The sequence below is a fragment of the Dictyobacter formicarum genome (assembly GCF_016587435.1).
The window spans coordinates 292,633-316,807 of record NZ_BNJJ01000008.1 but is presented as its reverse complement, the minus strand read 5'-3'; the positions used below and the strand labels follow the sequence as shown (position 1 = coordinate 316,807).

Below are 24,175 nucleotides of genomic sequence, written 5' to 3'. Positions count from 1 at the left end.
TATCCCTCTTCAATAAGGAGGATAAAGACGAAAGGCGAGCTTATGAGTACGATACAGAGGGCTGGAAGTCCGTCTTCTTCTACAACAACACGGACCTTTAATCAGAAACGACAACAACGAGGCCGACAATTGCTGCGTTTGAGTTATATCTGGACATACGCTGTCCTGATCGTACTTAGCCTGATGATTTTGATGCCTTTTCTCTGGCTGGTCTCTTCTTCATTGAAGAATGAGTTTCAGTATTTTGCCATTCCCATTCAGTGGATTCCTAATCCAGTGCAGTGGTCCAACTATGTTGAGGTCTTTACCCAATATAATTTCGCTCACTATATATTCAATAGTGTCTGGTTGGCCGTCTTTGCTGTTATAGCTACAACTTTTTCATCAGCCATTGTCGCTTATGGCTTTGCACGCTTCCGTTTCCGTGGGCGTACTCCACTCTTTATTCTGCTACTGGCAACCATGATGATTCCAGCCCAGATGTATACAATCCCGCTCTACATCATTTTTAGAAATCTCGGCTGGATTGATACTTATCTGCCAATTATGGTGCCGCAGCTCTTTGGCAGTGCTTTTAACATCTTCCTGTTCAGGCAATTCTTCATCGGTCTGCCACGCGACATCGATGAGGCTGCACGTATTGATGGCTGTGGTAGCTTCCGTATCTTCTGGAACATGATTCTGCCACAGTCACGGCCGGTCATCATTGTGGTAGCTATTTTTACGTTCTTGAGTAGCTGGCGCGACGCGTGGGGGCCATTGATCTACCTCAGTAGTGATGCGAACCGTACCGTACCCCTGGGGTTACTCTTCTTCTCTAACCCTTTTAAATCAGTTGATCCACAACTGATGGCGGCGACACTGGTCGCATTGGTAGTACCTGTTGTGCTCTATGCACTCGGACAGCGCTATATCGATAGTGGTGTCGCGATTGCTGATGTAAAGTAGTCATGAAATATCCAGGTAGGTAAACCCTGCTTTGTCTTTGGGTTTACCTACAACTTAGCAGATAATACTACCATCTACCTGATATTTAGTATTTAGAGAGAACTCCTATGGAGCAAACACAAACTTATAGGCAAATGAATATTATTGTTTTTTCCGATCCGACATATCCTGATTGGTATTCACCCGAGACCCTGGTGCAGCTTATCCCTGGTGAGGCGTGTTTTGCGGATGCAGCAGCGTTGTGTACTGCGCTACAGGAAAATGCTGAGCTCTTTATTTCATTCCATGGACCCTATTTTCCCAAAGACGCCTGGCCCGCGATTATAGAGTTTCTTGAGCACGGCGGAAATATGGCGATATTTGGTGGCGTGCCATTCACACGTCCTGTGCGTGAGAACGGCACCGTTGAAGTTGAGCAACAGGCGTATACACAGCAACTCTATCTGGGGCCATCTTTTGCGCTACAACTCCCCGAGACAGCTTTGCGCTTGAATGCCACCGCAGTCACAGGCTCTTTCTCATCGCACACCCAATTGCTAACAACTGCTCAAGCTGGTCAATGCTGGTCATTTTATCCCAAACTCACCCAGGTCTCTGATCATCCAGAAGAAATGGGGTCGGCAGGTCCATTCGATACTCTCTTAACGCCTTTGCTCCATCTGGACCATCAATCTCCTGATCAGGGAAGCGGCCATCTGGCCACGTTGATTTCACTACTAGACCAGCAATCTGGACGTTTTCAAGGCGGGCGTTGGCTGCTCTCTCCCTGGAAACCCGCTGCCCCCGAAGCGTGGTTATCCATCGCGACCCATATCCAGAAATGTATACGTCAAGCAGCGGGTGGAGCAACTGTACTCCAGGTGTGGCCACAGCAGGCCTGCTATCGTCTGGGAGAAACTCCCTCGCTGATCGTTTCCTCACGCTCACGCCAGACCCATTACGCAGAAATCACGGTCTTCACGCCTCAAAGGAGCGTTGCGCAGACCTTCAAGGCCGAACTGCCAGGGTCCCCGTATGTGCGGGAGTGCAGTTTTCAGCTAACCAGCCCTCTGCAGGATGCGGGGCTCTACACAGTGGAAGTATGCTTCGAAGATGAGCAGGGCCTGGAGTGGCATGAGAAAACAGGTTTCTGGTACTGGGATGCGACCCTGGTGGAAGCCAGCGCTACTCAGCGTTTAGAGGTCGGTCGGGATTATTTTTATCAACAGGGCACGCCCTTCCTTCTCTATGGCACTACTTATATGGATAGTAAAGTGCAGCGCAAGTTTCTGGCCCAGCCCAATCCAGCCCGCTGGGACACCGACTTCGCGGAAATGAAGCAAGCCGGTGTCAATACCATCCGTACAGGCATCTGGACTGGCTGGCGCGACATGACGGCGGACCCGGGGCGCATCAATGAGTCGGCGCTCAGGGCACTTGATGCCTTCGTCATGACGGCCTGTAAACATCAAATCCAGGTTATCTTCACCTTCTTCTCTTTTTATCCTCCCCTCTTTGAGGGGTGTAATCCCATAGGTGCGAACGTAAGCAGTACATGAACAATTGAATCAACGAAAGAGACCTCATAAGGATGAGAGATACAGCGTCTGGGCCAGTTGCGTGACCGTCTCTGATTCCTGATGTACGCGGTTTTGTGGATGATACATCAGCACAGGGTGCAACTGTGACAGTGACGCTCGAATCTGCGACCACGTCCAAGTGCCCACGATCATTGTGCGTAGGCTTTGAGCGAGCAGAGCACATATCGCCCAGGTACTCACTGGTCCGGCTGCGTGCTTTGTCGGCTTGCTTGGCAATGCACGACGCACTTGGCTGACTTGCTGTTCCAGTAAGATCCAGCCTACCATCATGGCAGCCAAGACCGCTTGATTGCTTTGGAAGTGTTCACTGCGCAATCGGTGCAAACGCACCAGTTGCTTGATGCGCTTGAAGAGCAGTTCTATCTGCCAGCGCGTGCGATACAGCATCAGCACCTGCTCTGCTGACCAATGATCTGCGGGCAGAGACGTGAGCACCACCAACCAATCAGCGATCTGGATCGTCAATGCCTGGTTGGTGCTCCCATTCTTGCGTGCCTTGGCCTTGCGCTTGCTGTGCGCTCGTTTGGCCGCCTCAGGGCTCAGATGAACCGCCAGCAGGCGCATAGGCTGCTGACGCTTCCGCACCTGGAACACGACGCTGGCTTCTCCCTTGCCGGTTGGCTCCAATTGGCTCAGCCAGCCAGAGAGATCAAATGGCGTCTGGCCGTCGGCCTCAAGCAACGGCATAGTGGACCAATGCAAACGGGTCACGACATCGACCCCTTCATCCAGTTGATCGAGGATCGCTTGGCGACGACAATAGGCACTGTCACCGACAAAGATGTCTCCACGATGTCCATGGAAGTGTTTGAGCCCTTCGCCTACATGGTGATCCGTCAACAGAACCTGGTCTAACCGTTTGCCAAGCAGATCATAACTGCAGTGCAAACGGCGACTTTCTCCCGAGCGTTTCCAGGTGCGGAGATGGGTGGCATCTACCAGACGGATTCGTCCGGTGAAGTCCTTGGGCAGATCCAGTACCTCCTCTGGCTGAGTGGACACCAACAGCGTTTGCACGATCGCAAGCAACCAACTGGAGGATTGACGTGTCCGTTTGGCCCACGAACGGGCTCCATTGGTACTGAGTCCCGTGCTCACTGACCAGGTTCCGACCTCACGGAAAGAACCCAGGCAAAACACATAGGCAAAAATGCCACGCAGCAAATCGGTTGGGCACCGCAATCCATTGGCGCGTGTAAAAGCGTGATGGATGAAGGCTTGCTCATTGACGTCCGGCGGTAAAAGGGCAATGATCTCTTGCCATTGGGCATCATCCATCTGGCCCAGGGATTGCTCTGTCAGACATTTTTGCGTATGATGGGGTCGGCTTGACATGGTTTTTCTCCTTCGTCACGTTTTGGTTTTTGTAACGATACCAGAGAAAGACCGTGTTTGGCCTCTTTTTTTCGTTGTTCAAGTACTATTGTGCTTACGTTCGCACCTATGGGGTGTAATCCCTGGTTAGATCCTCGCTCAGTGCAGGGCCAGCAAGACTTTGTAACCATGCTCGCCCGTCGGTATGCGCAGGTGCAGTTGCTTTCCTGGGATCTCATCAATGAGCCAAGTTTCGGTGATCCCAAAACTATCTTCAGCCAGCGTCCTCTCCCCAATTATGATCGCTATGAAATAGCGGCTTTTCGAGATTGGTTGGCTGAACGCTATAGTATAGTGGAACTGCAGCAGCGCTGGCGCCAGACGCCAGCGGATTTCGCTGGCTGGGACCAGGTCACGTTGCCAGTAGCAGCCGATTATGCTACCGATCCACGTAACACCGAGACACGCAATATGCTCAAGGTGATGGACTATACGTTCTTTTCACAGGATATGTTCACTCGCTGGGCAGCACAGATCTCTACCGCGATGCGGGCTGCGGGATGTACCACGTTGATTGGTGTGGGTCAGGATGAGGCCTGCTCGCGCATCTCACCACAATTCTATGCGTCGGCCATCGATTATGGCACGACCCATCCCTGGTGGAATAACGATAGCCTGCTCTGCGATATGTTGTTGGATAAACACATTGGCCGCCCCAATATCATTCAGGAGATCGGGGTTATGCTGGTGCGCGATGTCGATATGCGGCCATGGCGCAGCGAGCAGGAGTGCGCCAACTTGCTCGAGCGCAAGCTGGTGACGGGCCTCATCGGACGAGGCGCTGGCCTGATCCAGTGGCTCTGGCATATCAATGCCTATATGGTCAGCGACAACGAGAATAGCATCGGTCTGATACGTCCCGATGGGAGCGCGAAACCTGAATTAAAGGTGATGCAGGAGGTGGGACGCTTGATGCAGGAACTGAAGGGGCTGGTGATCGAACCTGAGCAGCCACCTGACACGTGGGTGATTATTCCCTACTCACAATGGTTCTTACGCCCTGACCTGGCGCTTGAGGCAACCCGACAAAGTATTCGTATCCTGGGATATGATCTCGGTATTATTCCCCAAATGGTCAGCGAACAGCAGTTAGAGGAACTGGTCGGGCAACAACAGCAGCCACAAACGATTATTCTGCCTGGCGTCCAACATCTGTCCGAGCCAGCCTGGCAAGCCTTGCTTACTTTCGTAGAACGGGGCTCAACCTTGCTGGTAAGTGGAGTGCTGGGACAAGATCAACACAATCTCTCTATGCCAATCCATATTGCTGACTTTGATCATGACCTGCAAGATATCAGACCGGTTTCACGCTATGAGCAGCTCCAGGGACGCAATGGGCAGAGCTATCAATTCAGCTATGGTGGTGACAAAATTGCCTATGTCAAAAAGGCGCATAATTATGTGCGTGAATATCGCCATGAAAAAGGCCGTATTTTCTGGTCAGGTATCCCGATCGAACAGTCACATAGCGCAGAGGCTATTCACGCCATCTATCAAGAAATACTCGAAGTTGAAAGTCGCGACGGACAGCAAGATAGTCCCTATCTGATAGCGCAACAGGCATTGAAGCACGGAAAACTCACCCTGATCGTCTCCGAAAACTCACAGGCTGGTGAGCTTGAGCTAGAGGATGGGCAACGCGTGCTGATTGCTCCCGGGCGAGCGGGAGCAATCCTGCGTAAGGATGACGGCAGCAACATATGCTTCGGTGGTGTCCATATGTTATGAAAAATCACTGAAAGGTTGCACACAATTAAGTTATGCACAATTTAATTGCGTGCAACATAAATGCATTAATATATTATAAATATCAAGCCGCAAACGTACTTATCTGAGCAAGTACATTTGCGGCTTGATAGCAATTGGCTAGAACGCCACTGGCAAGGCAACAAGGTTGCGCAAGGAGCCACCTTCCTTCCAGGCCAGTTGCGCGGGATCGCACGTCAGGCGTAAATGTGGGAAACGACGCAGCAAAGTACCAATCGCAATCTGCCCCTCCAGACGCGCCAGCGGCGCTCCCAGGCAAAAATGAATCCCCTTGCCAAAGGCCAGATGCTGGTTCTCCTGGCGTAGAATGTTTAATACTTCAGGATCAGAGAACTGCTGTGGATCTGCATTGGCCGCGAGCAAGGCATACCGTACCATCTCACCCTTGCGGATTAGCTGGCCATACAGGGAAACATCCTCGGTCGCCCAGCGTGGCGCGGACAGCGTCACCGGAGAGGTATAGCGCAACAGTTCCTCGACAGCTCCAGGGAGCAAGCTGGCATCTTCACGCAGAAGCTGCATCTGCTCAGGATGCTCTAACAGGGCCAGCATCCCATTGCCAATCAAATTGACCGTCGTTTCGTGGCCAGCGGTAATCAGCAAGAAGATCATCGAAATGAGTTCATCCTCACTCAGGCTATCTCCTTGCTCTTCAGCCTGCACCAGCCTACTCGTCAAGTCGTTGTCAGGATGTACGCTCTTACTAGCAATTAATGTTTTGATATAGCGAATAAACTTTTTCTCAGCATCGAGTGCGGATGTCGTCTGGCCGGGAGCGGCACCCTGACTCTGGACGATGATCTGTGTCCAGGCGCGAAAGGGCTTGCGATCCTCTACAGGAATACCTAGCAGTTCCGAAATGACCGCGATTGGCAACGGAACAGCAATATCGGCAACGAGATCCATCTCTCCTTGATGCTGAACCGCTGCGAGCAGTTCATCCATTAGCTGCTGGATGCGCGGGCGCAGCTGCTCGATCATGCGCGGAGTAAAAGCTTTCGACACCAGGGTGCGCAAACGCGTATGGTCGGGCGGATCCGTATTGAGCAAGTGCTTGCTCCAGGCAAGAGGAATGTAAGGAGCAGCCTTCTCATCTACGGGCTTCTGACCGCCCTTCTGAGGCTCGACCTTCTGCCGATCCAGCGTGAAGCGTGGATCCTTCAAAATCACGGCAGCATTATCATAGCTGGTCAACAACCACATGTCTGACCCCATCCAGTTAAAGCGAGAGAGGGGTCCCTGCTCGCGCAGTTGCGCATAGAATGGATAAGGATTGTGTTTGTGTGAGAATACCTCGCTCAAAGAGATCTGTGCCATACAGTTCAACTTCCTTTCCCCGCTTTAGTTTCTGCAGGATCAGCCATCATTCCAGCTACTACAAAGTTAACGACGTAGTCGCGCGCACGTGCCAGTCCTTCGACAGAGGAAACATCTTCTTGAGGGAGCAGCACCTGATACAGAGGGAGAGAGGCGAGATACGTCAGGCAGATCTGCCCAACGGTCGCCAGCTGTAACACAGGAATAAAATCAGACCGGAGCAGGCCCGAACTTCGTGCCCGGTGAAAGAGCGCCTCGAACTGATCACGATCAGCGGTCGAGAATTGCGAAGAAATCTGCGCATAGGTCCGCCAGCCCTCGGCCATTTCCCAGGTCAGCATGCGCACGAAACGTGGATGCTCGAGGAAATAATCAAACAGGGTTTGAATCATCATTTTAAGAAACGTCCTCAACTGTTGCGCCTGGAAGGGAGCGGCTTCATCCTCCAGAAAAGGGGCAAACACGTGCGCCAGCAGTTCATTTGCTTCGCTGTCGGCACGCTTAAGCACTGCAACATAGAGGCCAAGTTTATCACCAAAGTAGCGAAAGATGAGGGTTTTATTGTAGCCCGAGGCCTCCGCGATCGCGTCAACGCGCGCACCCTTAAAACCATGTTCCGCAAAAACAGCTTCCGCCGCCATCAGGATCGCCTCGCGTGTAGCTTCGCCTCTTCTTTTATCAGGTGACATACCGATCCTCTTTATTAAAATTAAAAGATGTAACCAGATAGTTACGTAACTATCTGGTTACATTATAAGAGGAGAAAACAAGGATGTCAAGCATCGATGTTATGGTTGGATGCTATACTGCCGCCTGTAAAAAGCGCAGGGCGATCAAAATATAGGCTCTGGCGGCGGTCAGCACCTCTGTGATATGGACGTGCTCATCAGGCATATGGGCGACGCGCACATCACCGGGGCCCAGCAATAAAGAGGGTATCGCGCCCAGATTAACCAGTTGACGCAGGTCTGTACCAGCGGTAATGCCCTCTATAGCAGGCTTCTGACCGGTCAAATCCTGTAGACAGGCGTCACAACACTGTACCAGAGGATGGTCCTGTGGGATTTCGCCACTCTCAAACTGACCACCAGTCCACTCGATTTCTAAAGGATGCTCTCTAAGCCAGGGATCAGCATCAGCCAGGTCCCGCAGGGTTCGCTCAAATTGTTCGCGCACCGCCTGGCAACTCTCGCCCATCGCCACCCCGATACGACCCTCGAAGATCAACTCATCAGGAACAGAGGAAGACCAGTTTCCCGCCTGCACACGCCCAACACTCAATGGATAAGGTAAATCGAATTTTCCAAGCAATGGGTGGGTGACATTGCTATTGCGCGCTCGCTCTAATTGGAGCAGCACCCGGTGAATATCCAGATATTTCTCTACTGCACTGACCCCTTCCAGGCGTACACATGCATGGGCAGACTTACCGCTTACGCGCACCTGGAAGGTCAAGGCGCCAGCCTGAGCAGGAATCAGTTTAAGTTCGGTCGGCTCGCAAACGATCGCCGCATCGCCCGTATGCCCACGCAGCAGGGTCGCAAACGTACCCAGCCCACCATCTTCCTCACCAATAACGCTCTGTAGCATCAGCGAGCCGGCCAGCGCCAAGCCAGAGTCTTTAATAGCCTTAATCGCGTAGAGAGCTGCAATCAAGCCCCCCTTCATATCGCAAGCGCCACGCCCATAGATAAGGTCTCCTTCTCGCTCTGCCCCCCAGGGATCATGGGACCACTGCGCGCGATCGCCTTCAGGAACCACATCGATATGCCCGTTAAAGATCAGCCGCCGACCGGCCTCACCGTTGCCCTGCCAGGTCCCCACCAGTCCCACGGCCTCATGCTGGCTGCGGTCAACTTCCATACCGGGAAAACCCGCCTGGCGCTGCAGTTCCGCTACATCAATGGTCCACATATCGACGTCCAGCCCGAACGCGTGCATCTGCCCCGCCAACCAATGCTGCGCCTCCGCCTCTTGTCCAGTTATATCAGGCATACGCAAAAGCTCACGGAAAGTCTTTATCAACCCATCCTCATCCAGGGCGTCCAGGGCTCTTTGCTCAATAACAGTCAGTGCCATCAGTTACACCTTCTTCTTAACAAAAATACAAGGAGTATCCCATATGCATTACACAAAAGGAATACATATACTAATAGGTGCATTCCATGCCATAATGATAATGTGCTGATGAATAAGAGGCAAGCTGCCTGTAGGGCAAAGATAACATGACAATGTGTCAGACTCCCCCCATCCTTATGGGGGAGCAAAGCGCCCCTGAACCTGGGGAACGCAGGCGTCCCAAATCTTTTTTTATATTGAGTGCAAAATGTGCGCTTTGCGCACATTTTGCACTCAATATAAAACTTCTTTTGAGCTCCGCAGGAGCGTAGTGCCATAGGTGCTGACGAGCATGTCGGGGACATGATCTCCTTGCCTCAGCTTGAAGGCGCGAATCATATGGGCTTCAGGCACATTGTAAGCGGGCAGCAAACAAAACTATTATTGTTATATATATTATGAAGAAGAGAGGGAGTAGATCTACAATGAGTCAGACAACAGTCTACGTGGGATCATATGCTGAAAAAGAGGCCCAGAGCATTTATGTTTACAGACTTGATAGCGAGAGCGGGAAACTGACTTATATCAACGGTACATCGGGCATCTTAAATCCTTCTTTTTTAACTGTCAATGCCAATCAGACGCGCCTCTATGCAGTGAGCGAAACCAGTGATCGCCCGGGATCTGTCGTTGCTTACGCGCTCGATTCGCATACAGGTGAATTGACGCGACTCAATGAGCAATCGACCAATGGAGCCGCGCCATGCCATCTTGCCCTTGCGGACCATGAGAATTATCTGGTGCTGCCAAATTATGTCGGTGGTAGTATTTGTCTCTATCCGCTGCAGCAAGATGGACAGATTGGGGAGCTCGCATATGAGGTACAACATCATGGTAGTAGCATCAATCTTGACCGCCAGGAGTCGGCCCATCCTCACTCCACCAATATCGATCCCAGCGGCACATTTGTGTTTGTGCCCGATCTGGGTCTGGATAAAATCATCATCTATAAAATAGATCGTGCGTCTCAACAGCTCGTCTTACAGGGAGATACAATGGTACAGCCCGGGTCGGGGCCACGCCATTTTGTCTTTCATCCACAGCAAAACTACGCTTATGTGATCAATGAATTGAGTTCTACAATCACTGCCTTTGAGTATGATCCAGAGATTCAGACGTTAACAGCTATGCAGACCGTCAGTACGCTACCGACCGGGTATACGGGAAAAGTTAATACCACTGCCGAAGTTCGCATCGATCCATCGGGACGCTTCCTCTACGGATCAAATCGGGGAGACGATAGTATAGTGGTCTTTGCCATCAATCCCGCGAACGGTCAGTTGACGTATGTCGAACATGTCTCTACGCAAGGAAAAGGACCTCGCAATTTCACGCTGACCCCTGATGGCGCCATGCTACTGGTAGCTAATCAGGATTCTAACAATATCGTCAGCTATACTATTGATAAGCAAACCGGGAAACTTACAGCTATGGGAGAAAACCTGCAGGTGCCACATCCCGTTTGCCTCAAAATTTTCAGCTAGCCAGCGAACAGACATGAAAGACCGGAGGCCAGCAGCAAGCCTTCAGGAGCGCCTCCGGTCTCTTCATTTAATTAACACACATCAATATATAGTCCATCTTCGATGTAGCTTCAATGAATCGAGGGTGCGATCGATGCCCTCGGAGACCGAGACCACTGGTTCATAGGCCAGGTCTTTGCGCGCGGCACTGATGTCATAGGTCTGGGTGCAGGCAAGCATAGTAGCGGTGTAGCGCGTCAATATAGGATTAGTGCCCATCCAGTTGGCTCTCCGCTCCATAGCAGTCGCCAGCATTAACGCAAAGGGCAGAGGAATCATGTGTAGCGGCTCAGAGAGCTTCAGGCGCTGCAGGATCACGCGCAACGTGTTCCATAAAACCACGTGTTCATCATTGGTAATAATATATGTTTTACCATTGACATTCTGAGCGTAGAGGGCCAGCAACAAGGCATGCACGACATTATCCACGTAGGTCACATCGCTGCGATTACGGCCATTGCCAATCTGATATAGACGTTGCTGACGTGCATATTCCAGCATACGGGGTAACCAGCGATCACCGGGACCAAAAATGATGTGTGGGCGGATAATAACCGTCCGCACGTCGCTGGCGGCTTTCACCAGTTTCTCGGCCTCATATTTCGAGCGGGTATATGGAGAAGAAAAACACCGCGCATAAGGAGTAGACTCTGCAATATTGTGCTGATTTTGACCATTAAAGGTTACACTTGAGGTAGATACATAAATACAGCGCCGGATACTATGCTTACGACATCCCTCCAGCACAGCAGCAGTACCATCAACGTTGATCTCAAAGAAATCGGCCCAATTGCCCCATGGCTTTACCAGTGCGGCGACATGATACACTGTATTCATTCCAGCGCAAGCAGCTAATACCGCCTCATGATCGCGCAAATCACAGGCCACAGGAATAGCGCCGTCTCGCATAAGTTCTTGAACGCGCGAAAAATTGCGACCCATCATATATACCTGGTGCCCTCGATCCAGCAACGCTGAAACCAGGCGCCGGCCCAGGAAACCGGTCCCACCAGTAACGAGAATCTTCACATATTTATCCTTCTAACTTAAACACGAGAGAAACATCTTTACCGCAATGCCCCCTCTCACCAGACAGGTAAATAAGCAAAACTCGTTAATACATCCGATATAGGCCCCCACCCGAAGCATAAGGGCGGATAAACGATTGTCTTATGCTTGCCACTGCTATAATACTCACAGCATTCCTCACAGATAAAAACTCTGACACCCGCACACGAAAGGCGCTACAAAGATACATGCACATCAATATACTCATAAACTTGACGTATCACATCCGATTTCATGAGAAGCGGGCACCATTCACAAAGATATACGTCGCAAAAGAGACGCATATCGCATTATTAGAACCAAATCATGTAGCTATTATGGGCTATATATCCCTATCTATACATACGCCAGCCAATCAGCAATACAAAAAATCATCAGCATGCGGCTGCAAGCTCCACACATACTGATGACTTTATTTGTATATTTTCAGCACGCACGCTGTAAAAAAATATTTGGAAATGCAGCTTACCCGCGGCGAATTGCCCGCCAGAGCTCATCTGTTAAAATGGCCTGGTTTCCAGGAAAAGCAATGGCTTCCCCGGCAGCTGCGCACATCCAAATGGATGGCGTTGTATTAGTAAGGCAGGATGATAGCGGCAGAAGCCATCAGATGATACAAGGAACCGGTGGTATTAGATGGCAGAGGGGGATGATGCTGCAGGGTTGTTACCCCAAAGATAGCAAAGCCAATAATCACCAGGATAATTATGGTCCAGAGAAGCCAGTTGATTTTGCGTGGAGGAATAATTTCAGCAACCTCTTCCTCTTCGCCTTGCTCAAGCTTCTCATTATCTATATCGTTTACTTGGCCGTTCGGATGGTTTTGCACAATGATATCTCTTTCCAAGGAATTCAAGAAACAAAATAAAATCTCTGTACCTCTTATACAACAAAAGGTGGTTTGCAACAAGTGCATATTTTTTAGGGAGAGCACACCTTACAGGTATAGGTTGTTCAAGGGCTGCGCGCCCAAGCCCTGATGATGTGGTGCAGAAAATTTGCTCCACAAATTTTCTGCACCACTTTTGTGAACGCTGCATTCAGGAGAAGAACTATAAGAAGCGCCCCTGGAGAGTGATGATGCCACGCTCAAGGGCGGTCGCTACTGCCGATGCCCGCGAATCGACACCTAATTTATAGTAGATAGTGGCCAGGTGCGATTTCACGGTTGGTTCACTGATACCTAAGTGGGCAGCGATCTCTTTGTTGCGCTCACCATGAGCTACCAGCAGCAGCACTTCTCGTTCACGTCCGGTTAGCGCAGCAGTTTCTTTTTCAAAAACTGGCTCATCCTTAGCAGGAACAACCGCTACCGTGGGTGCGTACATCAGTGTAAACAGGCGATTAATCGTTGCTGGATGCAGAAAGATATGGCCCTGCGCCGCCGTGCGGATGACATGGATCAGCAACGCCCGTTTAACCTGTAGTGTTAAATAGGCTGAGACACCAGCCTGCAGCAGACGCAGCATATATTCTTCATGGTCATGCGCCGTCAAAACAACAATAGCTATTTGCGGCCATTCTCCACGCATTAACTCGATAGCTCGCAAACCATCCATTTCCGACATATGGGGATCAATCAGCAATACATCTGGCTCACATTCTCCGACCAGGCGTATGGTCTCTGGCATGCTGGTAGCGAGTCCGACCAGTTCAATCTCATGATTGCCCGCCAGTATACTACATAATCCCTCCAGCACCACATCATGAGCGTTGGCAATCAGCAGGCGGATCTTGTTCTGCTTGTGGGTCTCCATCGATCCTCCTCTAAACGTAGTTCTCTTCTTTGCTACTTTTTATTGTAGCAAAAACAGGCGCGATAAAACCAGTAGCCGGATGGATGACAGCCATTTGGAGGGGTATTGGATCAAAAAGATGAAGAGATGCACTACTCCTTTTGGAGCCCACGATCTTAGCCGAACGGACGATAGGTATTGCGTGTTTTCTCAGTTAAAATAGCAGAAACCATCGCTGTCTATTCCCTCTTGATCGCCTTTCTCCTGGTGCTACGCTAAAGTTAAAGCTAACGATAACCACAGCTTTACAGTGCATATTTGTAGCAAAAGAATGGGCCGCTCATCCATAGAGGCCCATCCACCGAGACACCAATACCACTTTTCAGGCCAGCGGAGGGCGATTGGCAGCCAGGTTGCGCTCTTTCACCTGCTGAGGAACCACGCTCTCATTGGCATCAGCGTTCTGGTCGCGGAATTTCTCCTCTTCTTCAGAACGCGGCAAAATAAGGTACTCATAAACACAGGCCCCCAGTACAGCCCCCACAATCGGACCGATCCAATAGACAATTTGATTGGTCCAGATACCGCTGACCAGGGCGGGCCCAAAGGCACGCGCTGGATTCATGACGCCGCCAGTTAAAACACCGCCACCGAGAACACAGGCAGTTACGGTTAATCCAATAAAAAGACCACCAAGCTTTGGCGCACGCGTATCGACCGCAGTGCCATAGATGGCTAATAGCAAGAAGAAGGCCATCAAAGCTTCCACAGCAATGCCAGACCCAACGGATACGCTATTAGATAAACCGGGCGTACCCAACTGAGCAGCCTTCCAGACAAAGGAGGGGAAGATAGTACGCAATAGCAGGGCAGCGAGGGCGGCTCCCACCAGATGGGCCGCAATATAGCCGAAACCCAGTGCTAACTTAATGCGCCGCGCCACCAGAAAAGCAATCGTCACAGCTGGATTAAAATGTCCACCAGAGGTTGCGCCAAAGATGGTAATCAGCACAGCTAGCGCCAGACCATGAGCGATAGCGATACCCAGCAAGCCAACTGAGCCCTGCGTCCAGGTGTTGGCCATGATTGAACCGGCTCCCACAAATACAAATAGAAAGCAACCAATCAACTCTGCAACAATGGCACTGACATTCTTACGCGCAATGCCACGCTTACGCGCAGGCGAACCTGCAGCCTTCGGTCCTCCCGATTGCTGAACCTCAGGCAGTTCCGGCTCATCATTAGCATAGTTATCCCTTATCCGATCATCCATGTAATGAGTCCCTCTTTCATGTCTCACTATGCGTGCATGGATAGCTCAAAAGCAAATGGGGTTAGAAATCGGCACACTTCTTATTCCCAGCCGCTTGAAATACCCCTGTACTCCTCATTACAGTATAAAAACCATTCTAAATCCAACCCACCGCTAGCACCTCGCGCCTGGTACTTGTGATGTGTGGTGGGAAGGTGGGCGTCTTTCCCACCACACATCACAAATGGGAAAGGTTGATGAGACCCACTGTTAAACTGGCATACGTCATAACAGCATAAAGGGATACCTGCCTGCGCAAAAAGCCAGGAGAATCCGTTGAAAGAGGAGGTTATACAATGTCATCAACTCCACTATCAACAACTGCAAGATTCGATAGCGAAGAGCACATTGCGCTGCGCCGAGTGCCCGCTGTGGGCCTGCTAACGCTGGTCGTGGCACTGATTACCAATATCATGATAGGAACTGTCAGCTATGCACTCTTCTCAATTTCACCCGCCTTTACGCCACTCAATCTTATTCCAATCACGTACTGGACCGTGTTAGGAGTTATGGGAGCTGTACTGGTGTTTGCCGCGCAGGTCAAGCTTACCAGGCATCCAATCGCCAACTTCAGCAAAACCGCCCTGATCGTATTACTCATCTCTATCCTGCCCGTCCTGACGCTCTTTTTTATCTCACCATTTCCCGCCACTAGCCCGATAGCTATTGTGACATTAATATTGATGCACGTAAACACTGCTACCCTCTGTCTTGGGATGCTGACATCATTGTGTAGCGAACCAGACTCAGAGGCGGCAGAGCGGGAATAAATCTTCATAATTCATCGTTTTAGCATGACATGACCAGTAAATAATAGTAACCAATCAAATGCATCATCTGGAGCATTGATATTTGCTGGTGACAGGCGACAAAGCAGCAGCGATCAGAGAATTACGCCGCCTACCAGCTCTATTTGAGACATTTTTTCACAGGTGATATGCTGCAAGAACCAGAATTTTTGAAACGCTATACAACTATTCCTTCGTAGCCCAAGAGGAAGCTTTATTACGACAATAAAACTCCTCATAAGACTCAGGAACATAGAGAGGATTTATAGCATGGGCAAACATCCCTTAAAACTTGGATATAAAGCGTCAGCGGAGCAATTTGGACCACGTCAACTGATCGATTTTTCAGTTGAGGCCGAGCAAAACGGTTTTGATAGCGTATGGGTCAGTGACCATTTCCAGCCATGGCGCCATACCAATGGGCACGCGCCCCAGGCGCTTGTCTGGCTGGGAGCCGTGGGTGAGCGCACCTCACGTGTTACGCTAGGCACAAGTGTACTCACACCAACCTTCCGCTATGAGCCGGCCGTAATAGCCCAGGCGTTTGGCACGCTCGGCGTCCTCAATCCAGGTCGCGTCATCCTTGGCGTTGGTTCAGGTGAATCCTTGAACGAAGTTGCCGTCACCGGTGCTGAATGGCCAGAGGCTAAAGAGCGCCTGGCACGCTTACGCGAAGCGGTCGCGCTGATTAAGCAGCTCTGGACGGAGGACCTGGTAAACTTCGAGGGCAAATACTATAAGACCCGGAATGCTACCATTTATGACAAACCACAACAGCCTATTCCGATCTATATCAGCGCTGGGGGTCCTGTGGCCGCAAAATTTGCTGGCCGGGCTGGCGACGGCTTTATCTGCACATCTGGCAAAGGCGAGGAGCTCTATCGCGATAAACTCTTGCCAGCCGTGGAAGAAGGCGCCAAAGCCACCAACAAAAATCCAGACGACATCGAGCGCACCATCGAAGTGAAAGTTGCCTTTGATACAGATCGCGACCACGCACTGGCCGATACGCGTATCTGGGCAGCTCTGTCCTTGCCTGCTGAAGATAAAGTTCAAATTCATGATGCCCGCGAAATGGAGCGGCGCGCCGAAAGCGTCGCAGACCAGGCTCATCGCCGCTGGCTCGTCTCGTCCGATCCCGAAGAGCACATCGAGCAGATTCGCCCATACATCGAACTTGGCTTCACCCATCTGATCTTCCACTATCCCGGAGATGACCAGTCACGCTTCATAAAGCTCTATGCCAAAGAGATTTTGCCGCGCCTGCGCCAGCGCTGGGGATAAGAAAGTGTCAGCTTCCCAGTGTACTGGGAAGCTGAGCGCCTCCTTACAGGCGGGTGCATACGCACCCGCGCTGTTTTTTTATATGTTGGTGCATTGGCTGCGCAATGCGCAGCCAATGCACCAACATATGGAAGAGGTTTTGAGTTTACACGTGCTAAGTTTTTAATGGATTTATGTATATACATATTTAAATACAGTGTTTAAGTGTGGTTGGAGCAATTATACAAACTGAACTGGTTCAGTGAGTTATGCGGGTTTGGCAGCGTCCACAATTTGTTAGAGATAAGGGAGCAATGGGTACCTACCCACCTGATGGCATCGACGTTGTCACCCGCACCCAGAACAATAATGGTCGTGACCTTATGCGCACCTACCCGGTGCGTGATTCGATGGATGTTAGAAAACAAAAAGAAACGAATCGCGCCCTGATTCACCAGGCCAATTAACTGCGCTTTGGTAACAATTTTGTCTCCGCCCCCAAATCCCCCAATATCCATCACCGGCTGACCGGTAGCCAGGATAATAGGATCTGCTGGCCCTGAGGTCTGGGTGACCACCAGAAAACGTGCATGCTGACGATGAGCCTGTAGGTAGGCTATCAGGCGCGTATAAGCCGCATCCAACAGAACTGGTGGTTCTTTCTGAACTCCTGGAGTGGCGATTGTCACGTCGCCTGTGGCGCTCACGTGAACCATGGGACCTGCCGCGCCTTGCACACCTGGCCGTACAAAGACGGAATAACCACTCCAGACGGTAGGCGCAACCAGAAGAACCAGCACGGCAATAGTTATCACTGGCATCAGGATAAAAAAACGATTTACAGGTGCCAGCCGGCCGCTGCGTGGCATGCCCTGTACGTCAAAAACTGGACGCATAAGCAGGCGCGCAATAGCTAGAAACAGGGCCGCCGCAAAGCAGAGGCCAATGATAGTGGGTACTAGCCAGGCATTCCAACCACGATAATATTGAATAAACCAGCCTTGAAGTGCTGAGGTCAACATTAAAGCGCAGGGCAACAGCCAGCCACGCCAACCTGGCCGCACATAATCCTGCCACATCAATACGATGCCGATGCCGGCCAATGCGCAGATAGCAGGAACAAGCATGACCATATAGTAGACATGAAAAAACACGGCCACACAGAAGAAAGCATACATCGTCAGCAACCAGATCCCCCAGAGTAGTAGCGACTGGTGCCTGCGTTCCTGTGTAAATTGGATCCGTCCCTGCCAGGCCAGCACGATCATGGCCAGCGAGGCTAACGGCAAGAGCCAGCTAACCTGGACACCCAACTGACGGTTGAACAGGCGCAAAGGATCAGGCGCCCCAATGTCACTGGCAGCCTGCGCAATGGCCTCCGCTTCCCTGGCATGAGCCAGTTGGGCTGGTGTTTCTGTGATGGGCTTTTTGGTAGCCGTTGAAGGCTTAACATTACTGGCTGGCATACGTCCCAGCAGGCGAGTCAGACCGTTCCATCCCATGGAAAGGCTTAACTCTGAATTATCGCTGGTAGAACCCACATACGGTCTCTGAGTGGCAGGAGTCATATCAACCACCGCGACCCAGGATAAAGAAACGGTCAGGAGCAGCACGCCTGCCAGTAACAGATGCAACAGGCGCGTCCACCAGCGCCGTGGCGCTCCCACCAGATATGTAATGGCAAAAGCGGGCAACACCAGGTAGGCTTGTAACATTTTAATATTGAAACCCAGACCAACCAGTAAGGCGCAGACCAGCAGCCAGCGTAAGTGACCGGTTTCGGTAGCCTTCAATAATGTCCAGGCAGCAAATAAGGTGCAGCAGACCAGTAACATATCAATGGTATTATTGCGGCTGGTAACAATGCTGAGGGGAGTCAAAGTCAAAGCGAGCGCCGCCAGCAGGCCAGCCCACTGTCCAAAGGTCCGTGCCACTAGATGGTGAAGTAGCAGCACGGAAATAACTCCTGCCAGCGCTTCTGGCAGCAACAGGCTTACGCCAGAAAAACCGAACATACGGACGCTTAACACTTGCAGCCAGAAACCCAGCGGCGGCTTATCGATCGTCACAAATCCGCCAGGGTCCAGGGAGACAAAAAAGAAATTATGCCAGCTTAAAAGCATGCTTTTCACGCCAGCAGCATAATAATAATTACCGTAGCCAATCCAGTTCAGGCGATAAAAATTTAAGAAGGTAGCCAGCAATACAATCAAGGCTAGCAGTACGCGCTGCCACCAGGAAGGCACATCTGGTGGATACTCACAAGTAGCGCGCAACGGTTGGATCGCCTCATTAGCGGTAACAGTGGTGTCATTAGCCTGCATTTACACATCCTCGATCATGTTTTTGCGTGTTCCGGCTCAGCCAATCTCACATCAAGCAACAAGGAGTCAACTATACCTTGCTCTCGTGAGAATAATATGAAAATCTTATGAAAAGCTCAAGCATTCATGACCCTTTCTTTGGGAGAGGGAGATGTTGTCTGATCAGACGGCGCCTCCTTCTTTATTTTGCACTTGCTTTGTGCGTTTGATATATAGAATCCTCGTACGTATGAGTGAACAAAAAGACTGACAGGAGCATATAGAAAGGTGCCAATGCAACAAAAAGCTATTGTGATTCATAGTCCTGGTTCTGGCAGATCCAGTAAACTGGGTGAGGCCATTGAATGGCTACGTCTGGCAGGGATGGAATTTGTCGATGTACTTCCGATCAGCGCGCTTGATGGCTTACCACCACAAGGGCCGGTGTGGCAAAAACAAGGCATCCAGCTAGCCATTGCCGCCGGTGGAGATGGCCTGGTAGGAGGGGTCACATCGCATATTGTGTCCAGCGGCTTGCCTCTAGGCATCTTACCATTGGGTACCGCTAATGATGTGGCGCGCACCTTAGGTATATCGATGGATATCGAGCAGGCAGCAGCCACAATTATGCAGGGAAAGGCCACCAGTATCGATATTGGTGTGGCCCAACCCGCTGAGCAGGAGCCGCATCATATTTCTGACCCACATAAACCGGTTCTTCCAACCGACGCCCAAAGCTATTTTGTGCATGCCTTAACCATCGGCATTAACGTCAAATTTGCGAAATTTGCCACCGATAAGCAGCTGCGCAAAAAGTATGGCAATTTGACCTATGCGGCCGCGGTAGCCAAAGCGCTGCAGAGCTATACGCCGATCGAAGTGGACCTGGACTTTGAGGGTGTGGCCATCTATGATCAAGGTGTTAACGGCAAACCAGGGGAAGAACCCAGAATCCTTAACAAGACAGTTCATGTCTCTAGCAAAGTAGCCCAGGTAACCATTGTCAATTCGCCAGTGTTCTGGGGAGCTTTACGGGCTAGCGTGCCTGGCGTCAACCTGCATGATCGGCTACTAGACATTGTTATTATTGAAGCTGATCACCTGGCAAATCTGGTGTATAAGATACTGCGTTTTTTCAGGCGCTCGACAATTCAAAAAGCTGATTATGCAGGTTGGTATAAACAGTTCCCAGAACTGTTTTCCGCTGAGCGCAGCCATATTCCAGGCATCCATCATATCCAGGCCCAGGGCATTACTATCCATTGCCGTGGCCAGCAGGCCGAAGCGACACTGGATGGGGAGATACGCGGTCAAACGCCGATCCATGCCCGTGTCGCCAACGAATGCCTCAATGTGATTGTGCCCTGACCAATATGCTACTTTTAATTACTTCCCCCTTACAAGGATCAAATGTTCGCTATTATTCAAACTGGCTACAAATGGAATACACACTGCATTTTGGACAGGTCGATTAAACGCTGCCGCATCATCATCAGGCAAAGCGAAATAAAAACTGCAATGTCCATAGGCCATCAATTCTAAACAGACCAGCCAGTGCAAAGAAATCTCCAATGGAGGTGAACCCCTTTGCAACAAAAAAAGTTTGCATAGATGTTCGATAGTAATCAACGTATCCAGCAAGTTCTGCGTTGGGCGTAACGTCTGCATGGTATATAGATGAGAGGTGTTGCCAGTTACGCCTAAGATATTATCGGACGGACAAAAATGCGGCAGCACCTCCTCTCTAGGTGGAGAAGCTTCGATCAGAGGTGGCGTTAATGCGACCAATGTAGCAATACAAATTTCTCGCGGGGTATTACTGGTAGGGATGAATAGAGTTGCAGAGACATCTAATAGGGTATCGGGCTCCAGACCAACATGTTGAACAATCGCCGGTAAATCAACCGTCTCCTGGTCCGCAACATCACTTGAATGTCGCATAAAGATATCCACAAATCCTCCCCTCACTCACTACAAAACCACGTGCACTGTGTACATCCTTAAAATAATGGTGGCTCTGCCCACGATAGACAGCCAGCTACAGATGCCAGTTCTATGCAAGCAGATACATGTGCAGATTCATTGGCTGACAGTTAGCGATGTGGTGTATAGGCTGTATTTCAATGAATACAATCAGCAAATGGGCACATCCACATTATGTAATATATTGCTAGAAACATAATACATGTATTACTGCGTTAAGAAGCGCCATCCTGCAGCTCCTCATGCTTTTTATTATACGTATCATTCCAAGGTAACTCAAAGAAAAAACGCGAAAAATGAGCCTTAATAGGATAAAAGTCCTTGCGTGTTTTAAGCAGAGGAATAAAGAAGGGGAGGGAGAGGGGAGGAAAACGGGATCATTTAATTTCGCTCCCCATGCCGTATCGTATCTAATATTTAGCGGGCATGTTCGCGATGAGATGATGCGCTGGCATGACGATGATTACGCGTGTGGTCGCGTCGCCGTTCACGTTCGTGCTCCCGTTCACGCGCATGATCTCGCCCGTAGCTATCATATCCATCATCATCCCGATCTCGGTCTCTATCGTCGTCCCGGTCACGGCCTCTGTTGTTCTGATGATAATTATAGCCATGCCCCCGTTTATGCCCCTGGCGCCGACCCCCACCAAAGATTCCGTAGATAAAATTGATGAGCACAATGATCACCAACAGAGCAAGAAAGCCACCTAGCAATAAAATCCATTTATCCATAATAACAACTATCCTTCCAAACCGGGATTCAGCTTGAATCACATTGACATCTTACTCTATAGAAAACGACATATTTCCTGCCAGATCAAATGCAGGTGAGGCTTCAATCGTTAAAAGTGCCTGCTTATGCGATACCGTTACAAAATAGTTTCTCATTTTTATGTTCATTTTGCAAACAGCCAAAATAGTAACTGGCAGATCCATTTCAACACAGGTTTGTTCAGGCACCTGGCGGCGAAGCGGGTCTGCCAATTACGGTTTCTGGGTAAGCAACTATGCACAAAACAATGGATGCTAGCTGGCGGCCTATTTAATAGAGGTACCGCACTTAGCGCAAAAAGCCGCACCAGGCTTTAGTTCCGCTTTACAGCGTGGGCAATAGGCTTTTTGAGGTTTCAAAGCTGTGCCGCACCAGGAACAATAGAGATCGTCAGCATCGTTCATTTTCTGGCAGTTGCTACACTTTCTTTGGGCTGATGCGTTAGCGGTAGCCCCTCCTGGACGTGGCTCTGCCTGTGAGCGCGAGCCCGCATTCGAAGGAGGAGGCGAAGGAGGAGACCATGGGGGTGGTCCTGCTGGCGCTGTTCCCTGCTGCTGTTGCATTTGCGCCTCCACATGTGGAGGCACAGGTCCCATCCAGACATCGGGACGCTGCTGTAAAGCAACCGTGTCCAGGGCCTCAAACAGCTGCCCTTCAAGGCTGGCCTGGCGCAATACACCGGCGCCAGTTGTAAACAGCAAAGGCCAGAAAAAAATCATGCCCAGTAGACCAGCTGCCGCCTTATCTTCCCAACGATGCTCTCCCACCAGGGCCACCACACCACCTGAAGCACTGCGTAAAATGACCGTTAGCGCCGCCTGCATACCAAGGATAGCCTCCAAATCACCACCTTTGCGCAACTGCAACACCATATGCCCTCGATTACCAAAGTGCTGCACCTGATATCCCTGAGACATGAAGATATGCTCAAAATCTCGAATCATACGGTCAATATCAAGGCCAGGAGATTGATAAAAGCGTGTACTCATTACTATGTATTCCTCTATTATGTATGGTCGAATGAAAATCCAACCCAACAATATCAATCCACCCCTGCTACCTGACCCCTCTGAAATAGGCGCTAACGTATAAGACGTTAAACACGAGGTTAGATCTAAAGACAATAGCCGATTAGGGATAACAGTACCAGGGACACCACCAATATATAAACTCATCAATTAAAAGAAAGGCGACATCAAATATGCCATAACAATAGACCCGGTATGCTAAAAGAGTCAGAATCATTACATGCCTAAGGAGATACACTATGCCTCAATCGCAGCACATTATCAAAAATCTTGCTCGAAGCAGTCCTCATAGCAACTGTTTCCATCTCTCCCAGCTCTACTCGCGAGGGCTGCCCCTGGTCCTGTTATTGCTGGCAGGCATACTGCTCTTGAAAGCGGTAGTGATATCGCATCCTAAAGAGCGTCGCAAACATATAAAATACAGTTGCGGAATCTTCTTACTGGCGCTATTATGTCTCTCCCACCAATGGTTCTGGATTTTGCCTGGACTGGGACTTTACAAACTCTTACCAACGCTAACAAAGATCATAAACGCATATCGCCCGCGCCTGACACAGCCAGATCAAAAACAAGATGTCTCCTACCAGGAGTATTATAGCCCGCAAGCCAGAACACCCACCGAGGAAGGGAGTGCATCTCTGCATTATCAATATCTGTCCTCGTACTATTCCTACGATGAGCAACCACAGGCGCTTTATCCCCAGGTGCAACCACCGAGGTAGCCGAGTGTAAGTAGAAATAATGAGAAAGCAATGTTGCCAAGACCCATTGTTCAGTGCCACCTGAACGAATGGGTCTTAGTGCTTTTAATGAAAGCGAAAGACATGGGCGCGATTACAGCAGTACTGTGATCATCTTTCCCTCTCAACAAATGCCGCGCAATGGCAAAACATGCAGCGCGAAACAGTTATTAGTGGCAGTGAGACCGATGGCAACCATAATCATGATGGTAACCATGATAGCATTCATTATGGCGACGATGACAATCGTCATAATCATGGCGACGATAGCAATCATGACCACCATGACCACCATTCACCTGAGCTAACACCTGCTCATCCAAATCCATTTCGGGAGCATGTGAGATTGAAGTCGTCTGCTGGTTGTTACGAAAAATGTTTAAAAGTTTCATGTGAGTATTTCCTTTCCTTATGTGCTTGCAACGTTTACAAGCACATGCCCATATCCCAATATCTAACTACTTGTTCGTAAAAACCAACACCGATTGGCATTCGTCTCCTACATGGATCAATATAGCCGATTTAGAAAAAAGGATCGGTGAGATATTTCACACG

The 24,175-nt window shown here is 50.2% G+C and carries 22 protein-coding genes; 8 read left to right on the top strand and 14 right to left on the bottom strand.

What is annotated here, in order from left to right:
- Positions 1 to 42: 42 nt before the first annotated feature.
- Both JMI88_RS16210 and JMI88_RS16205 read left to right on the top strand, forming a co-directional pair.
- Complete coding sequence (locus JMI88_RS16210; protein WP_201362970.1) at positions 43 to 948, top strand: carbohydrate ABC transporter permease; 906 nt, start codon at positions 43 to 45, stop codon at positions 946 to 948.
- 107 nt (positions 949 to 1,055) lie between these two features.
- Positions 1,056 to 2,486 carry a hypothetical protein gene (locus JMI88_RS16205; RefSeq protein ID WP_201362969.1) on the top strand — a complete coding sequence of 477 codons (1,431 nt, stop codon included), beginning with the start codon at positions 1,056 to 1,058 and terminating at the stop codon, positions 2,484 to 2,486.
- Positions 2,487 to 2,510: 24 nt separating this feature from the next.
- On the opposite strand, the gene JMI88_RS16200 is transcribed toward JMI88_RS16205, so the two are convergent.
- Positions 2,511 to 3,863 (bottom strand): transposase, encoded by a 1,353-nt coding sequence (locus JMI88_RS16200; protein WP_201361374.1) that lies wholly within the window; start codon positions 3,861 to 3,863, stop codon positions 2,511 to 2,513.
- 90 nt (positions 3,864 to 3,953) lie between these two features.
- On the opposite strand from JMI88_RS16200, the gene JMI88_RS16195 reads away from it, so the two are divergent.
- The gene (locus tag JMI88_RS16195; RefSeq protein ID WP_201362968.1) at positions 3,954 to 5,630 is read left to right on the top strand and encodes a beta-galactosidase; all 1,677 of its coding nucleotides are present in this window, start codon (positions 3,954 to 3,956) and stop codon (positions 5,628 to 5,630) included.
- 138 nt (positions 5,631 to 5,768) lie between these two features.
- On the opposite strand, the gene JMI88_RS16190 is transcribed toward JMI88_RS16195, so the two are convergent.
- From JMI88_RS16190 to JMI88_RS16180, 3 genes are all read right to left on the bottom strand, one after another.
- Positions 5,769 to 6,986 carry a cytochrome P450 family protein gene (locus JMI88_RS16190; protein WP_201362967.1) on the bottom strand — a complete coding sequence of 406 codons (1,218 nt, stop codon included), beginning with the start codon at positions 6,984 to 6,986 and terminating at the stop codon, positions 5,769 to 5,771.
- A gap of 5 nt (positions 6,987 to 6,991) precedes the next feature.
- Complete coding sequence (locus tag JMI88_RS16185; RefSeq protein ID WP_201362966.1) at positions 6,992 to 7,675, bottom strand: TetR/AcrR family transcriptional regulator; 684 nt, start codon at positions 7,673 to 7,675, stop codon at positions 6,992 to 6,994.
- Between the two features lie 112 nt (positions 7,676 to 7,787).
- Positions 7,788 to 9,065, bottom strand: a complete 1,278-nt coding sequence (locus JMI88_RS16180) for an ArgE/DapE family deacylase (RefSeq protein ID WP_201362965.1) — start codon at positions 9,063 to 9,065, stop codon at positions 7,788 to 7,790.
- Positions 9,066 to 9,529: 464 nt separating this feature from the next.
- On the opposite strand from JMI88_RS16180, the gene JMI88_RS16175 reads away from it, so the two are divergent.
- Positions 9,530 to 10,588, top strand: coding sequence for a lactonase family protein (locus JMI88_RS16175; protein ID WP_201362964.1), 1,059 nt, complete (start codon positions 9,530 to 9,532; stop codon positions 10,586 to 10,588).
- Positions 10,589 to 10,669: 81 nt separating this feature from the next.
- Here the strand turns inward: JMI88_RS16175 and JMI88_RS16170 are convergent, their stop codons facing one another.
- The 4 genes from JMI88_RS16170 to JMI88_RS16155 form a co-directional block, all read right to left on the bottom strand.
- The gene (locus JMI88_RS16170) at positions 10,670 to 11,656 is read right to left on the bottom strand and encodes an NAD-dependent epimerase/dehydratase family protein (RefSeq protein ID WP_201362963.1); all 987 of its coding nucleotides are present in this window, start codon (positions 11,654 to 11,656) and stop codon (positions 10,670 to 10,672) included.
- A 613-nt stretch (positions 11,657 to 12,269) separates the two neighbouring features.
- Positions 12,270 to 12,524, bottom strand: coding sequence for a hypothetical protein (locus JMI88_RS16165; RefSeq protein ID WP_201362962.1), 255 nt, complete (start codon positions 12,522 to 12,524; stop codon positions 12,270 to 12,272).
- Positions 12,525 to 12,747: 223 nt separating this feature from the next.
- A complete protein-coding gene (locus tag JMI88_RS16160) occupies positions 12,748 to 13,452 on the bottom strand; it encodes a LuxR C-terminal-related transcriptional regulator (RefSeq protein ID WP_201362961.1) in 705 nt (234 codons plus the stop codon).
- 361 nt (positions 13,453 to 13,813) lie between these two features.
- The gene (locus JMI88_RS16155) at positions 13,814 to 14,704 is read right to left on the bottom strand and encodes an aquaporin (RefSeq protein WP_201362960.1); all 891 of its coding nucleotides are present in this window, start codon (positions 14,702 to 14,704) and stop codon (positions 13,814 to 13,816) included.
- A 335-nt stretch (positions 14,705 to 15,039) separates the two neighbouring features.
- Here JMI88_RS16155 and JMI88_RS16150 point away from each other — a divergent pair, with 335 nt between their 5' ends.
- On the top strand, positions 15,040 to 15,513 hold the full coding sequence (locus JMI88_RS16150; protein WP_201362959.1) for a hypothetical protein: 474 nt from the start codon (positions 15,040 to 15,042) through the stop codon (positions 15,511 to 15,513).
- Between the two features lie 288 nt (positions 15,514 to 15,801).
- The gene (gene fgd, locus JMI88_RS16145) at positions 15,802 to 16,815 is read left to right on the top strand and encodes a glucose-6-phosphate dehydrogenase (coenzyme-F420) (protein ID WP_201362958.1); all 1,014 of its coding nucleotides are present in this window, start codon (positions 15,802 to 15,804) and stop codon (positions 16,813 to 16,815) included.
- 200 nt (positions 16,816 to 17,015) lie between these two features.
- On the opposite strand, the gene JMI88_RS16140 is transcribed toward fgd, so the two are convergent.
- Positions 17,016 to 19,118 carry a glycosyltransferase family 39 protein gene (locus tag JMI88_RS16140; protein WP_201362957.1) on the bottom strand — a complete coding sequence of 701 codons (2,103 nt, stop codon included), beginning with the start codon at positions 19,116 to 19,118 and terminating at the stop codon, positions 17,016 to 17,018.
- A gap of 273 nt (positions 19,119 to 19,391) precedes the next feature.
- Here JMI88_RS16140 and JMI88_RS16135 point away from each other — a divergent pair, with 273 nt between their 5' ends.
- Positions 19,392 to 20,465, top strand: a complete 1,074-nt coding sequence (locus tag JMI88_RS16135; protein ID WP_236022938.1) for a diacylglycerol/lipid kinase family protein — start codon at positions 19,392 to 19,394, stop codon at positions 20,463 to 20,465.
- An 18-nt stretch (positions 20,466 to 20,483) separates the two neighbouring features.
- On the opposite strand, the gene JMI88_RS16130 is transcribed toward JMI88_RS16135, so the two are convergent.
- The 4 genes from JMI88_RS16130 to JMI88_RS16115 form a co-directional block, all read right to left on the bottom strand.
- Entirely contained in the window at positions 20,484 to 21,038 is a 555-nt protein-coding gene (locus JMI88_RS16130) for a hypothetical protein (RefSeq protein WP_201362955.1), read from the bottom strand.
- A 459-nt stretch (positions 21,039 to 21,497) separates the two neighbouring features.
- Positions 21,498 to 21,812 (bottom strand): hypothetical protein, encoded by a 315-nt coding sequence (locus tag JMI88_RS16125; protein ID WP_201362954.1) that lies wholly within the window; start codon positions 21,810 to 21,812, stop codon positions 21,498 to 21,500.
- A gap of 51 nt (positions 21,813 to 21,863) precedes the next feature.
- Positions 21,864 to 22,064 (bottom strand): hypothetical protein, encoded by a 201-nt coding sequence (locus JMI88_RS16120; RefSeq protein WP_201362953.1) that lies wholly within the window; start codon positions 22,062 to 22,064, stop codon positions 21,864 to 21,866.
- Positions 22,065 to 22,118: 54 nt separating this feature from the next.
- Entirely contained in the window at positions 22,119 to 22,841 is a 723-nt protein-coding gene (locus JMI88_RS16115) for a zinc ribbon domain-containing protein (RefSeq protein WP_201362952.1), read from the bottom strand.
- A gap of 278 nt (positions 22,842 to 23,119) precedes the next feature.
- Between JMI88_RS16115 and JMI88_RS16110 the strand changes: the two genes are divergently transcribed.
- Positions 23,120 to 23,602: a hypothetical protein gene (locus JMI88_RS16110; RefSeq protein WP_201362951.1), complete on the top strand. Its 483-nt coding sequence runs from the start codon at positions 23,120 to 23,122 to the stop codon at positions 23,600 to 23,602.
- A 188-nt stretch (positions 23,603 to 23,790) separates the two neighbouring features.
- On the opposite strand, the gene JMI88_RS16105 is transcribed toward JMI88_RS16110, so the two are convergent.
- Positions 23,791 to 24,012 (bottom strand): hypothetical protein, encoded by a 222-nt coding sequence (locus tag JMI88_RS16105; RefSeq protein ID WP_201362950.1) that lies wholly within the window; start codon positions 24,010 to 24,012, stop codon positions 23,791 to 23,793.
- Positions 24,013 to 24,175: the final 163 nt, after the last annotated feature.